Origin of the sequence: Acinetobacter sp. WCHAc060025 (genome assembly GCF_004209355.1) — a bacterium.
GTDB lineage: Bacteria > Pseudomonadota > Gammaproteobacteria > Pseudomonadales > Moraxellaceae > Acinetobacter > Acinetobacter wuhouensis.
Genome location: NZ_SGSX01000001.1, coordinates 210,922 through 224,826, shown reverse-complemented (window position 1 = coordinate 224,826; position 13,905 = coordinate 210,922). Strand labels below are relative to the sequence as shown.

Sequence of the window (13,905 nt, the reverse complement as noted above, 5' to 3'; positions counted from 1 at the left end):
CATGTAATTTTATTACATCAATGAAGTTTGTTATATTCACAAAATATTTGAATCAGGCAGCACCTGTGAAACGCTCAGGTATTTTTATTACAGTCTTATTGAGTTTGTTCATGTTCCAAAGTTTGTGGAATGTGGCAGCAGCTTTTTGCGACCATGAAAGTACCGTATCAACAACAGCGAAACTCATACCCTCGCATTTTGGACATCATGTTGCCCCGAATTGCACTCAAGATCAGCAACAGCATTCGATATCCTCTATTTTCAATGATGAATTATCAAAATCAATCATTCATGATCATCTCAATGATGCCAAAGCACATGATTTTCTGAATCATCTTGAAGATGATCACAGCGATCATTTACCTTCATTTGCACATTTTATCGTGGCAGATGTGTCTCAACAGGCTGATCAGCCTAAATTTGTTGCCTATCCTGAATCTGCCTTTATCGACTGGAAAAATCTGTACCAGTCGCCTGATTTATTCCTGCCCAATCCACCGCCCGCATCCGCCCCGCTATAAGGTGGGGTAGCCGAAAATATTGACCCACCACTGAATATTCATTTTAGTGGGGCATCATCATGTCTAAAAGTGTGTCTATAAAAAAAGCGATTCCTGTGTCTGAAACAGGATCAAAGGCTGTATTTAAAATACGGAATTCTATTCTCAGCACTGTTATTGTGAGTTTAATGTCATCAGTTACATGGGCAGATTCATCTGTTCAAAAGCTGAGTTTGCAACAGGCAATTGAAAAAACTGCGCAGTATCAGCAGTCGCAAAGCGTGTGGCAAACTCAGCAAAAAATTAACGATGCGAATATAAAACAATCAAAGCTGTGGATAAATCCTGAGTTGTCCATAGCGCAGACGGGCTTTGGTTCGGATGAAGAAAAAGAGCTTTCGATTGGACTTTCTCAGCGGCTTGATCTGTTTGGAGAACGCAAGTCTGCACAGCAGCTGGCGCGACTTGCCAAAGATCAGACTGTGCTGAATCAACGCATTTATCAGGCACAGCTTGAGCTGGCCGTGAAATATCTGTGGTCACAACTGGCGGTTTTTGAACTGGAACGTAATGTTGTTCGTGAACAGCTCAATGTCAGTGAAGAAAATCTGAATGCGATTCAGAAACGTTATCAGGCGGGTAGTGTGGCGCAGGTCGATGTGGATCGTGCCAAGCTCAGTCATGCGGAAAATGTCCGTTTATACCGTCAGGCAGATTTACAGTTACAGGTGGCAACACAGCAGTTATCCAATGTCTGGGGCGATGCAGATAAATCCATCCGTATCGGTTTAAGCCCACAGTCACTGTGGCCAAGTTCCACTCCACAACAGGTGCAGGCTTATCTTGCGGATAATCTGATGGAGAAATCACGTCAGTTACAGGTACTGCAAGCCAAAGCCACAGTTGATCAGCTCAAGGCATCGGCACGTCCGAATCCAACAGTCAATTTAGGTATGAATCGAACCAGATCAGCTGAAACTTCAAGTGAAAATGCTTTGGTGGTGGGTGTTTCTATTCCTTTAAATATTTTCAATCGTCAGCAGTATGGTGTCGAGATTGCACAGGCAAAGCAGGATTTACTGGCTAAGCAACAGGAATTTTATCTGAAACAGAATGCTTTGCAGATCGGAACCCTATTGACCGAGCTACAGGGCCTGGAAGTGCAGTTTAAAGAGGTTGATCAGTCTCAGATTCCACTCGCCACACAGGTTCAGCGTAAAACCCTGCTGGGGTTCAGTGCAGGTAAATTTGCTGTGACCGATGTGCAACAGGCGACTTTGCAGTTACAGGAGGTTCGCCTGCGTAAGGTACAGTTGCTGAAAGATGGCTGGCAACGGGCGATTGAAGCAGAAAGTCTGAGTTTAGGTTTAGCACCAGATCAGATCATGGCAAAAGATGCGATTGCACAGATCAATCAGACGTTATGGCAGGACACGCAGGCATTGCCTGTGGTGGGTGGAATGAGTGAGGGAAATTAAAATGTTAAATCTAAAACACAATTTGAAAAATCAACATGGAAAAATCTCTCAGTCAGTGCTGATTGTTATTGCTTTAGTGATCACTGCTTTGGTTGCATTGGGGCTGTTTATTTCAGGTAAAAATAAACCTGCTAAAACGGATGCGCATGGTCATGGTGAATCAGAAGCGCATGCCGAAGACGGACATGGCAAAGAAGCAGAACATGCCCATGAAGAAGGTGGTGATCATGCGCATGAAGAGGGTGCTGATGGTGAGGACGATCATGCCGAAGCCATCAGTCTAAGCGCACAGCAAATGGCGGAACAGGGGGTACAGCTTGCCAAAGTCGAAGTCGGTGCTGTGAGTAAATCAGCGTCTTATCCTGCCAGATTAACCGTGAATACAGACCGTCAGGCGCACGTTTCACCTGCATTCAGTGGTCATGTGCAGTCGGTCAGTGTTGAACTAGGTCAACATGTGAAAAAAGGACAGGCTCTGGCAACTTTACTGGTGCCTGATCTGGTTGATCAGCAGTCCAATTTACAGATTGCACAGTCCAATCTGCAACTGGCAAAACAGGATTATGAGCGTGAACGTCAGTTGTGGTCACAGGGTATTTCTGCCAAGCAGGATTATCAGCGTGCTTATAACGCTTATCAGCAGGCGCAGATTCAGGTACAGGCGACCAAAGCGCGTTTGTCTGCCTTTGGTGCATCATCAGGTTCAAATGGTCGTTATGTACTGACTGCCCCGATTTCAGGTGTGATCAGTAAGAAAGACTTGGTGATTGGTGAAAATGTACAGTTGGCGGATCAGCTTTTCATTATTGATCAGCTGGATCAGTTGTGGCTTGAATTTATTGCACCAAGTGCTGAATTTGCCACTCTGGCACCGAATCAGCAGATTGAATTTAAATCCTTGCAAACAGGCAATGCATTTAAAGCGCGGATTCAAACCCTGAACAGTGAAGCCGATGCACAGACAGGTCGTTTGCAGGTTCGTGCCAAAGTCCTGTCCAATGCAACGGAACTGCGTCCAAACTTAATGGTCAATGTACAACTGCAACAGGCAGGTTCGACTCAAGCGATTCGTGTACTGAAAAGTGCTGTACAGAAAATTGAAGGTAAAGATGCGGTTTTTGTGGCGCATGAACATGATAAGAAAATTGAATTCAGCCCACAGCCTGTGATTTTAGGGCAGATTTCAGGTGATGGTCAGTGGATTGAAGTTCAGTCAGGTCTGACGCAAGGACAGCAGTATGCAGCCCAAGGCAGTTTCCTGTTGAAGTCTGAACTGGAAAAAGGAGAAGCGAGCCATGAGCATTAATGATTCTCCTGATTCTAAAACTGAAGATTCAAATACAGAATCGGCACTTCCCAAACCCGAAGGTCTGTTTGATCGGCTGATTCAGTTTGCGATTAAAAATGCCATCTGGGTGATGCTGTTTATCATTGCATGGATTGGCGTCGGAATTTACAGTTATCAGAAACTGCCAATTGACGCCGTGCCTGACATTACCAATACGCAGGTGCAGATCAACACACAGGCGACAGGTTTTACTTCGCTTGAGGTGGAACAGCGGATTACCTATCCGATTGAAAATGCGATGGCTGGTCTGCCAAAACTGGAAATGACCCGTTCGATTTCCCGTTATGGATTGTCGCAAGTCACCATTATTTTCAAAGATGGAACGGATATTTATTGGGCACGTCAGCAGATCAATCAGCGCTTACAGGAAGCGCAGGCTGAATTGCCTGACAGTATTGTGCCGACCATGTCACCTGTTTCCACGGGGCTTGGAGAGATTTATCAATGGGTGATCAAGTCTGAGCCGAATGCGAAAAAGTCCGATGGTACGCCTTATACAGCAATGGATTTACGTGAAATTCAGGACTGGATTGTACGTCCGCAATTGCAGCGTGTGGCAGGGGTGGCTGAGGTCAACTCGATTGGTGGATTCAACAAAACTTATGTGGTGATACCTGATTTAAGCCGTCTCCAACAGTTACAGATTCCATTGACGGATTTGCAGACTGCACTGACGGAAAATAATGAAAACCGTGGTGCAGGCTTTATTGAGACTAATGGTCAGCAACTTACAGTGCGTGTGCCTGGTACGCTGAACAGTATTGAAGACATTCAGAATGTCACACTGAGCAATAAAAATGGCTACCCGATCCGTGTTGCAGATGTGGCAACGGTGTCGATAGGACATGATCTGCGTACTGGTGGCGCAACCTACAATGGTGAGGAAGCGGTACTCGGTATTGCCATGATGATGATGGGCGAAAACAGCCGAACAGTCGCGAAGGCAGTCGATGCCAAAGTGAAGGAAGTTCAGCAGTCTTTACCAAAAGGTGTGGTGATAGAAACTGTTTATGATCGTACTGATCTGGTGGAACGCGCGATTAAAACGGTACAGAAGAACCTTGTGGAAGGGGCGATTCTGGTCATTATCATTCTGTTTTTATTCCTTGGAAATTTCCGTGCTGCCTTAATTACGGCATGTGTGATTCCATTGTCAATGCTATTTACTTTAGCAGGTATGGCGGAACAGAAAATCAGTGCCAATCTGATGAGTCTGGGTGCGCTCGATTTCGGTATTATTGTCGATGGTGCGGTGGTGATTGTGGAAAACTGTATCCGTCGACTGGCTGAAGCACAGCATACCAAAGGGCGTTTACTGAGCCGTGCCGAGCGTTTTAAAGAAGTCTTCCTTGCGGCAAAACAGGCGCGTCGTCCGCTGATTTTCGGGCAATTGATTATTCTGGTGGTTTATCTGCCAATCTTTGCGCTGTCAGGTGTGGAAGCCAAACTGTTCCATCCAATGGCAATGACTGTGGTTCTGGCTTTGGTGGGTGCAATTATTCTGTCGGTGACTTTTGTTCCTGCTGCGGTAGCATTGTTTGTAAATGGTGAAGTCAAAGAAACCGAAAGTCGCTGGATGCTGTGGTTAAAGCAGAAATACGAAGCACTGTTAAATTTAGCTTATGATTTTAAAGTGTTTGTGGTCACCATCGCGATCTGTATGCTGTTTTTAACAGGTGTTTTGGCAACACAGATTGGCAGTGAATTTTCACCGCAGCTCAGTGAAGGTGATTTTGCCGTTCAGCAGATGCGTTCACCGAGTACAGGCTTGGAACAGTCCTTACGGATGCAGGAAAATACCGAAAAGTTATTATTGAAAGAATTTCCTGAAATTAAAGCGATCTTTGCCCGTACAGGAACTGCGGAAGTGGCAACCGACGTGATGCCACCGAATATTTCCGATGCGGTATTGCTGTTAAAACCAAAGGATCAGTGGAAAAATCCAAAAGAAAGTATTGATGAATTACGTCAGCGCATGATCGCATTTCTGGATACTTTGCCAGGTAATAACAGTGAATTTTCACAGCCGATTGAACTGCGTTTTAATGAACTGATTTCAGGTGTACGCAGTGATGTGGGGGTGAAAATTTTCGGTGATGATATGGAGGTACTGAATCAACAAGCCAATCTTATTGCGCAGAAAATCAAAACCATTTCAGGTGCAACAGCGGTCAATGTTGAGCAGACTTCAGGTTTACCTTTACTCAATGTCGAAGTGAATCATGCTGCGGCTGCGCAGTATGGTTTGTCGGTAAAAGCTATTCAGGATTTGGTGGCAACAAGTGTCGGTGGTCAGAATGTCGGACAGATTTTACAGGGTGACCGTCGTTTTGATTTTGTGATTCGTCTGGATGATGCACAGCGTACTCCTGAGCATCTGGCAAGTTTGCCGATTCAGATTCCGAATGGTGGTTTGATTCAGTTACGTGATGTCGCCAAAGTCGACAACATTGAGGGGATCAATCAGGTCAGCCGTGAAAATGGTAAGCGTCGTGTGGTAGTAACTGCCAATGTCGAAGGGCGTGATCTGGGTTCATTTGTCAAAGAGTTGCAAAGCACTTTAGCCAAACAGCCAATGCCATCGGGTTACTGGCTAGATTATGGCGGTCAGTTTGAAAATCTGATGTCTGCCAAAGCCCGCATGCAACTGGTTGTACCACTGGCACTGATCACCATCTTTATTCTGTTGATGGCAGTGTTCCATAACGTTAAAGAAAGTTTACTGGTTTTTACAGGTGTGCCATTTGCGCTGTGCGGTGGCTTGGTGGCATTGTGGTTAAGAGATATTCCACTGTCGATGTCTGCGGGTGTAGGCTTTATTGCACTCTCAGGTGTAGCCGTGCTGAATGGGTTGGTGATGCTGACCTTTATTAAAGAGCTACGTCAGCAAATGGATGTCTACCATGCAACGTGGCAAGGTGCGATTTTACGTCTTAGACCTGTATTGATGACCGCTTGTGTGGCATCACTCGGCTTTATCCCAATGGCGTTGGCAACAGGTACAGGTGCGGAAGTACAGCGACCATTGGCGACTGTAGTCATTGGCGGGATTGTGTCATCTACTTTGTTGACATTGGTGGTTCTGCCGGTAATTTACCGCTGGATGAGTGAGAAAAACCAATGAAGTAATACTTTAAAATCAAAGACCTTTCTCTTTTCCTGAAAATGAGAAAGGTCTGAGTGAAATGATTTGCTTTATTTGATAGCGGGTAATACACCTAAGCTAATAATGGTGTAGTACTGATTGGTTGGTTTAGCAGTTTTATCTGATTTCTCACTGACTTCAACAAGGTATTGACCTGCATGTGGGAAGTTTAAAGTTGCGAAGCCGCTTGTATCAACAGTGAGATGGGTTGCTTCATCTTCTTCTTGCCCTTGAGCACGAAGAATAAGTTCAGGTGCTTTTAAGCTTTGCCCATATTTTGTAATTTTGATTTGGATCGGCTGTTGCGCTGTGATGTTGTTGGGATGGGTTTTGAATTCAACCTGGATAGGCGAATCAATTACGCTTTTGATGGGCGATGTTTCTTCTTTGGAAATATAGCTTTGGATTGACCATTCACGTGAGATTTCTATAGGTGTAGGTGCTTTTTTAAAATCAGATGGAATAACGTAGTCACGTTCTTTAATCGGTTTTGCTTTATCAGCCGGCATGTCAAAGAAGCTTTTCCACTCTTTGTTATGTAGTGCGTATTTTAAAGGAAAAGAAACTTGACTTGAAATGAGATATGTCCCTTTTTGAGGGAGGGGTAAATCAATCAGGTTGGCAGACTTTAATGTGCTCTCAGAAGCAATGCTGATCTTACTTTGATCAGGCTGAATAATATTAAAAACGGGTTGCTTTAATGCATATTCTGGTTGGAGCGCTTGTTCTGCATAAGCACTGATCACAGGAGTTTGAGTGTTTGATGTGATATAGCTAAGAGGAGCAACATAAGGTTCATGGGCATAATTTAGCGTGCTAAATGAACTGAGTAATAAGACTGAAAATATATATTTATTCATGTGGAGTAACTTCTCGCATAAAGTTTGAGCTAAAGTGCTTTCTGGTGAGGGAGTATATATGAGAATTTTATTATTTGATAATGGTTATCATTATTAATTTGAAATCAATCATAAGATATAAAATAATGAGGTAAAAAATGAGTGAGCACGGACATGACCATAGCCATGCAGTGGTGACAGAGGGCAATGCCAAAAAGCTGACTTTTGCTTTGGCATTGACGACTACATTCTTAATCGTTGAAGTGATTGCGGGTTTTATCACGCAAAGTCTGGCATTGCTTTCAGATGCAGCACACATGTTTACCGATGCTGCGGCACTCGCGATTGCACTGGTGGCAATTAAAATCGGCAAGTTACCTGCTGATGATAAACGAACCTTTGGCTATCAGCGTTTTGAAATTCTGGCAGCACTGTTCAATGCATCCATGCTGTTTGTGGTTGCCATGTATATCCTGTATGAAGCCTATCAGCGTTTCAGTCATCCACCTGAAATTCAAAGTATAGGGATGATGATCGTTGCTATTATTGGATTGATCATTAACCTGATTTCCATGAAAATTTTATTTTCAAGCTCGCAGGAAAGTCTGAATATCAAAGGCGCTTATTTAGAAGTTTTAAGCGATGCTGTCGGTTCAATCGGGGTCATTATTGGTGGTGCGGTCATCTACTTCACGGGCTGGATGTGGGTCGATACGGTCATTGCGGTATTAATTGGTTTTTGGGTTTTGCCTAGAACATGGATCTTGCTGAAACAAAGTATCAATATTCTGCTTGAGGGTGTGCCTGACGAGATTGATATTGAAAAACTGCGTAATGATTTACTTGCGCTGAAAGGTGTGGAGAGTATTCACCAATTGAAAGTCTGGGCAATCACGTCAAAGAATGTTCACTTAACGGTACATTTATTTGCACCACATGCAGACCGTAATGCACTTTATCAGGATGCAATGGAAATGCTCAGTCACAAACATGGCATTACTGAGATGACCTTGCAGATCGAAGATGATGAATGTATGGCACATGCGCACAGTACGACAGGGCATGCTGCTGATGAACATGATCATCACGATTCACATACGCATAATGAAAAAAACCATTCGCATTAGTGTGAATGGTTTTTTATGGATTAAATTATTGATTGAGATTAGACATGCCATTCATGGCTACAGTCACGACATTTCCATGTTTTATTGGCTTGCATGAATGACTGCATAGAAATTTTAAAATCAGGTAGATCACGCCAAAACAATACACCTGCGATTGCTGTTGCTAGGAAGATGACCACTGTTGCGATTTGCAAAGTTTGACCTGCACCATTGCCAAAAATCCACATAAAAATGCTGATTACGACCAATAACAATAAGATGAAAATTAACGGAATCAAAAATACCAAGCTTTTAGGGACAACGGGACGCACTGCGGGTTCATTGGCACTGGCAACAGGAAGAATTTTTCGGCTTTGGCATTTTGGACATTGGTATTGCATGGTCATTCCACATTTATAATCTGGCTATTATTCTAAACGTTCTGCTTCAGAATGCAAAAAGACGCACTTCATATTGAAAATAGAATGCATCTATTATTTTTAAGCAGGCAATAAAAAACCCAAGTCTCTATGCTTGGGTTTTTTATTAAGATGTACTGACACCTTGAATATGGCGTCCCTACGGGGATTCGAACCCCGGTTACCGCCGTGAAAGGGCGATGTCCTAGGCCTCTAGACGATAGGGACAAGTGAGGCAACACAAGTAAAACTAAATGGTGGAGTCAAGGAGGATCGAACTCCTGACCTCTACAATGCCATTGTAGCGCTCTACCAACTGAGCTATGACCCCAGTCTGTGTGAGCGCTATATTATGGATAACGCTCGCACTCGTCAACTAAAAAATCAGTTAAGCTTCATCAACTGCATCATTTTTCGGCAATTTAATGCTTTCATTGAGCTTTTCCCAAACTTTTGCTTCTTTTTTACTCGGGCCACCGACAATTTCAAGCGCATGACGTAAACGAGCAAAGGTTAAGTCAGGACCAATGGTGACCATAGATTGCATCACAGGCGTTGAAGAAGTTGAACCTGCAATCGCAATAAAGAAAGTTGGCATAAAGTCACGCAGTTTAATTTCCATTTGATTCGCCAAATCCATCAAGGTTTGACTAACCGTGTCATTATTCCAAGTGAATAAACTTTCTAAACGCCAAATTGCAAATTGTAAGCTTTGACGAACTTGTTCTTCAGACAATTTCTTACTTTCAAACTTTTCTTTGCTGAGTGTTGGGAACTGGTTGAAATAGAAACCTGCCCAATTTACCGCTTCTGACAATAAGTTAATACGAGGTTGAATCGCAGCAGCAATCTCTTCCAATGTATTACGGTCAGATTTCCAAGCCAATAGAGTATTTAATAACTCAGCAGGAGAGAGGGCTTTAATCCATTGACCATTGAGCCAATTCAATTTTTCAACATCAAAGATTGGACCACCGAGTGATACACGTTTGATGTCAAAGTTTTCAATCATTTCAGCCAAAGTGAATTTTTCACTTTCATCAGGCATTGACCAACCCATACGCCCTAAGTAGTTCAATAATGCTTCTGGTAAAACACCGATGTCTTTGTAGTAGTTGATTGAAGTTGGGTTTTTACGTTTGGATAATTTTGATTTATCTGGGTTACGCAACAATGGCATGTGACACAATGTTGGCATGTCCCAACCAAAATATTGATATAACAACTGATGTTTAGGTGCAGATGGAATCCATTCTTCACCACGGATGACATGGGTAATTTCCATTAAATGGTCATCCACCACATTCGCGAGGTGATAAGTCGGTAAACCATCAGTTTTTAGCAAAATTTGCATATCGACTTGCGCCCAAGGAATCTCAACTTCCCCACGAAGCAAATCATTAAATTTACAAATACCTTCCTCAGGTACTTTCATACGGATCACATGCGCTTCGCCAGCAGCCAAACGGCGTTGAACTTCTTCTTGAGAAAGTTTTAAACCGCGACCATCGTATTTTGGTGATTCACCACGTGCTTGTTGTTCAGCACGCATTTGATCAAGCTCTTCTGTGGTTGCGAAACAGTAGAAAGCATGTCCTTTTTCAACCAACTCTAAAGCATATTGTTTATAGATGCCCATACGCTCAGATTGGCGGTAGGGTGCATGTGGACCACCGACGTCTGGACCTTCTGACCAATTGAGTCCTAACCAACGTAGTGAATCCAAAATCATTTTCTCAGATTCAGGAGTCGAACGAAGTTGATCTGTATCTTCAATACGAAGAATAAACTCACCGCCATGTTGCTTGGCAAAACATAAGTTAAACAAGGCGATATAAGCAGTTCCTACATGAGGAAAACCTGTTGGAGAAGGTGCAATACGAGTACGAACGTTCATAAACAAATATTATTCAGAATGTAAATTGAAACTATTATAACGAAAAAGCCCATTTGCTTAAGGGTTAATTCACCAATAAAGCAATGGGCTAAGAAATTCTTTTGGGGAGTAAAGAATTTAGTTTTTTAAATCAATTAATTAATGCTTAATTGATGATATAAGTTAATTAAGAGTTATGCGGTTGGAACAAAGCTTGTACAAAACGTGAAAACTTTTGATGTTGTTCTGCTAAAAAGTTTTGTGACGCAGTACTTTTAATTGAAGCCAATACTTTAATCTGATCTTTGTCAGAGATTAATTTATTTTCACCACGCTTTTGTTGCGTTAATGCTTTTTCGATTGGCGAAAGTTTATCATCTACAATCGTTGATTGTACTGGTTTGTTGGTATCTTTAATAACTGCTGTATGACCTGTTTGCGTCATGACAGCTAGACCTAAACTTAGACCCAAGATGTGTAGAAACTGTTTGTTCATTCCATCAACTCCCCTTAGATGGTGACATTTTTGTTCTTTAACATGCGGATTGTAGCAAAATTTTTTAACAAAAAGCATAACTACGTCACATTTTTTAATAATAGTACACAAAAAATGTTTAAAAAACAATCATTGAAACGAAATGTAATACTTTATATTGATAGCATATAAATATGTATGAATCGTGAAGAAATTGATTTTAAGTTAAATCATGTATAAAAAATATCTTTTTTTAACATATTTAATGCGTTTTAAAAGATATGTAAATTTATGAATAATATAGAAAATATAATTATAAATGTATGATTGTTAAATTGAAATAATAAAAATATAGTGTTTTGAAATGACTTAAAAAGAGAAACAAATGAAAAAATTATTACTTTTATCAGCAATCAGTTTAATTGCTGTTGGGAATGCTTACGCAGCGAAAGAATTTTTAAATGTGTCTTATGATCCTACGCGTGAGTTTTATCAAGAGTATAACAAAAGCTTTGGTCAATTTTGGAAATCTAAAACGGGGCAAGACATTGAATTTAAACAGTCACATGGCGGTTCTGGTAAGCAAGCACGGTCTGTTGTAGATGGTTTACAAGCAGATGTAGTGACTTTAGCACTTGCTAACGATATTGATGAAATTGTCAATGCCGGTCTGATTGAAAAGGGTTGGCAAAAGGAATTTCCAAATAATTCTGCGCCATATACGTCTACTGTTGTATTTCTAGTACGTAAAGGTAATCCGAAAGGGATTAAAGATTGGAATGATTTAGTCAAACCAGGGGTGGAAATCATTACGCCGAATCCGAAAACAGGTGGTGCACCACGTTGGATTTATTTGTCGGCATGGGGTTATGCACTGAAACAACCAGGTGGGAATGATGCAAAAGCGAGAGAACTGGTAAAACAGATCTATAAAAATGTAAAAGTATTAGATTCTGGAGCACGAGGTTCTTTAACGACCTTCGCGGATCGTGGCATCGGTGATGTATTGCTGTCTTGGGAGAATGAAGCGATCCTTGCAACTTCTGGTGCAGATAAAGATAAATATCAAATCATTTATCCCTCTATTTCAATTTTGGCAGAGCCATCCGTGGCAATCGTAGATAAAGTAGTAGATAAAGATGGAAATCGTAATTTAGCAAAAGGCTATTTAAATTACCTATATTCACCTGTCGGGCAAGATCTTGCAGCTAAATATAATTTCCGCCCTCGTGATGCTAAAGCTGCGGCTAAATATGGTGCTAAATTCCCTAAAATTAAGCTATTTACCATTGATCAAGTGTTTGGCGGTTGGGCGAAAGCGCAAAAAACACATTTTGCTAATGGTGGGGTTTATGATCAATTTACAGCTGAGAAGTAAGGTTGAGTTCTTTTAGAAAACTTTACTTTCTATTATTCTACTCATTTTGAATATCCCAAGGTTTCTTTATTAAAGAAGTCTTGGATTTCTAATTTTCTTATTTCATTTTTTCATATAGAAAGAATAAAAACATATAAAATATAAAAACATCAGGTGTTGGATGCTTTTGTAAATTAAAACAATTAATTAATCGTAATAATCCAATGTGATGGTTAAAACAAAGCTTTTTCTTGAATTGATGTTTATCAGCTTATTTCATATATTTAGCATAATTTTAGATGATTTAAATTTTTGATTATGAAAACTAAGTTTAAAGCCTTATTGAGCGCTGCACTAGTTGCAACTGGATTAAACCTTGCAACGACAACGACTTATGCTGCAGATCGTGAATTTTTGAATGTATCTTATGATGCAACACGTGAATTCTATGATGAATTTAATAAATCATTTGGTGCGTATTGGAAAGCACGTACTGGAATCACTGTTGATTTCAAACAATCTCATGGTGGTTCAGGTAAGCAAGCACGTTCAGTGGTTGATGGTTTAAAAGGTGATGTGGTCACTTTGGCTTTGGCAAATGATATTAATGAAATCGTTAAATCTGGACAAATTGATGCAGGTTGGGAAAAAGAATTTCCACACAATTCTGCGCCATATACATCAACAGTCGTGTTCTTGGTGCGTAAAGGTAATCCCAAAGGCTTGAAGGATTGGACTGATTTAACCAAACCAGGCGTTCAAATTATTACCCCTAACCCTAAAACAGGTGGATTACCACGTTGGATTTATTTATCTGCATGGGGTTATGCATTAAAACAACCAGGCGGGAATGATGCTAAAGCACGTGAGTTTGTGTCTAAAATGTACCATAACGTGAAAGTAATGGATCCAGCTGCTCGCGCTTCAATGACGACATTTGCTGAACGCGGTATGGGTGATGTGTTGTTGACATGGGAAAATGAAGCTATGGTCAGCAAAAAAGCATCAGGTGGTAAATTTGACATTGTTTATCCTTCAATGTCGATTTTGACTGAGCCTTCGGTTGCAATCGTGGATAAAACAGTGAACAAAAATGGTAATAAATGGTTAGCAACAGGCTATATCAACTATTTATATTCTCCAATCGGTCAGGACATGGCGGCACGTCATTACTATCGTCCTCGTAATGCAAAAGTTTTGGCGAAATATTCAAAACAATTCCCTGCATTGAAAACATTTACCATTGATGAAGTGTTTGGTGGTTGGGCAAAAGCACAACAAACTCACTTCGCCAATGGTGGTGTGTTTGACCAGATTTATAATTCAAAACGTTAAAATTCAAAATGCTAAATTTTATTAGCA

General features: G+C 41.2%; 11 protein-coding genes and 2 tRNA genes. 7 read left to right on the top strand and 6 right to left on the bottom strand.

The window, feature by feature from the left end; translation table 11 throughout:
* Positions 1–65: 65 nt before the first annotated feature.
* From EXE09_RS01065 to EXE09_RS01050, 4 genes are read left to right on the top strand one after another with little or no spacing between them, the layout of a single operon-like run.
* Positions 66–521: a cation efflux protein, CzcI-like gene (locus EXE09_RS01065; protein ID WP_130116108.1), complete on the top strand. Its 456-nt coding sequence runs from the start codon at positions 66–68 to the stop codon at positions 519–521.
* A 59-nt stretch (positions 522–580) separates the two neighbouring features.
* Complete coding sequence (locus EXE09_RS01060; RefSeq protein WP_130116053.1) at positions 581–1,978, top strand: TolC family protein; 1,398 nt, start codon at positions 581–583, stop codon at positions 1,976–1,978.
* Position 1,979: 1 nt separating this feature from the next.
* Complete coding sequence (locus tag EXE09_RS01055) at positions 1,980–3,284, top strand: efflux RND transporter periplasmic adaptor subunit (RefSeq protein ID WP_130116052.1); 1,305 nt, start codon at positions 1,980–1,982, stop codon at positions 3,282–3,284.
* Positions 3,274–6,450 (top strand): efflux RND transporter permease subunit, encoded by a 3,177-nt coding sequence (locus EXE09_RS01050; protein ID WP_165382023.1) that lies wholly within the window; start codon positions 3,274–3,276, stop codon positions 6,448–6,450. The genes EXE09_RS01055 and EXE09_RS01050 overlap by 11 nt, the downstream gene beginning before the upstream one ends.
* A gap of 71 nt (positions 6,451–6,521) precedes the next feature.
* Here the strand turns inward: EXE09_RS01050 and EXE09_RS01045 are convergent, their stop codons facing one another.
* The gene (locus EXE09_RS01045; RefSeq protein WP_130116051.1) at positions 6,522–7,331 is read right to left on the bottom strand and encodes a DUF4198 domain-containing protein; all 810 of its coding nucleotides are present in this window, start codon (positions 7,329–7,331) and stop codon (positions 6,522–6,524) included.
* Positions 7,332–7,468: 137 nt separating this feature from the next.
* Here EXE09_RS01045 and EXE09_RS01040 point away from each other — a divergent pair, with 137 nt between their 5' ends.
* Positions 7,469–8,437 (top strand): cation diffusion facilitator family transporter, encoded by a 969-nt coding sequence (locus tag EXE09_RS01040; RefSeq protein WP_130116050.1) that lies wholly within the window; start codon positions 7,469–7,471, stop codon positions 8,435–8,437.
* 38 nt (positions 8,438–8,475) lie between these two features.
* Here the strand turns inward: EXE09_RS01040 and EXE09_RS01035 are convergent, their stop codons facing one another.
* The 5 genes from EXE09_RS01035 to EXE09_RS01015 form a co-directional block, all read right to left on the bottom strand.
* The gene (locus tag EXE09_RS01035) at positions 8,476–8,817 is read right to left on the bottom strand and encodes a hypothetical protein (RefSeq protein ID WP_068975043.1); all 342 of its coding nucleotides are present in this window, start codon (positions 8,815–8,817) and stop codon (positions 8,476–8,478) included.
* 170 nt (positions 8,818–8,987) lie between these two features.
* Positions 8,988–9,063 (bottom strand) — tRNA-Glu (locus EXE09_RS01030).
* Positions 9,064–9,090: 27 nt separating this feature from the next.
* A tRNA-Ala gene (locus EXE09_RS01025) sits at positions 9,091–9,166 on the bottom strand.
* A 57-nt stretch (positions 9,167–9,223) separates the two neighbouring features.
* Positions 9,224–10,732, bottom strand: coding sequence for a glutamate--tRNA ligase (gene gltX, locus EXE09_RS01020; protein WP_130116049.1), 1,509 nt, complete (start codon positions 10,730–10,732; stop codon positions 9,224–9,226).
* Positions 10,733–10,898: 166 nt separating this feature from the next.
* Positions 10,899–11,207: a hypothetical protein gene (locus EXE09_RS01015; RefSeq protein WP_087552784.1), complete on the bottom strand. Its 309-nt coding sequence runs from the start codon at positions 11,205–11,207 to the stop codon at positions 10,899–10,901.
* 364 nt (positions 11,208–11,571) lie between these two features.
* Between EXE09_RS01015 and EXE09_RS01010 the strand changes: the two genes are divergently transcribed.
* A complete protein-coding gene (locus EXE09_RS01010; RefSeq protein WP_130116048.1) occupies positions 11,572–12,564 on the top strand; it encodes a sulfate ABC transporter substrate-binding protein in 993 nt (330 codons plus the stop codon).
* Positions 12,565–12,861: 297 nt separating this feature from the next.
* On the top strand, positions 12,862–13,878 hold the full coding sequence (locus tag EXE09_RS01005; protein ID WP_068975047.1) for a sulfate ABC transporter substrate-binding protein: 1,017 nt from the start codon (positions 12,862–12,864) through the stop codon (positions 13,876–13,878).
* Positions 13,879–13,905 lie beyond the last annotated feature (27 nt).

What these genes read in the sequence shown, in the direction of transcription:
- EXE09_RS01040 (WP_130116050.1), top strand. Translation starts at nt 7,469, where the DNA reads ATGAGTGAGCACGGACATGACCATAGCCATGCAGTGGTGACAGAGGGC.
- EXE09_RS01010 (WP_130116048.1), top strand. Translation starts at nt 11,572, where the DNA reads ATGAAAAAATTATTACTTTTATCAGCAATCAGTTTAATTGCTGTTGGG.
- EXE09_RS01050 (WP_165382023.1), top strand. Translation starts at nt 3,274, where the DNA reads ATGAGCATTAATGATTCTCCTGATTCTAAAACTGAAGATTCAAATACA.
- EXE09_RS01005 (WP_068975047.1), top strand. Translation starts at nt 12,862, where the DNA reads ATGAAAACTAAGTTTAAAGCCTTATTGAGCGCTGCACTAGTTGCAACT.
- gltX (WP_130116049.1), bottom strand. Translation starts at nt 10,732, where the DNA reads ATGAACGTTCGTACTCGTATTGCACCTTCTCCAACAGGTTTTCCTCAT.
- EXE09_RS01045 (WP_130116051.1), bottom strand. Translation starts at nt 7,331, where the DNA reads ATGAATAAATATATATTTTCAGTCTTATTACTCAGTTCATTTAGCACG.
- EXE09_RS01055 (WP_130116052.1), top strand. Translation starts at nt 1,980, where the DNA reads ATGTTAAATCTAAAACACAATTTGAAAAATCAACATGGAAAAATCTCT.
- EXE09_RS01060 (WP_130116053.1), top strand. Translation starts at nt 581, where the DNA reads ATGTCTAAAAGTGTGTCTATAAAAAAAGCGATTCCTGTGTCTGAAACA.
- EXE09_RS01035 (WP_068975043.1), bottom strand. Translation starts at nt 8,817, where the DNA reads ATGCAATACCAATGTCCAAAATGCCAAAGCCGAAAAATTCTTCCTGTT.
- EXE09_RS01015 (WP_087552784.1), bottom strand. Translation starts at nt 11,207, where the DNA reads ATGAACAAACAGTTTCTACACATCTTGGGTCTAAGTTTAGGTCTAGCT.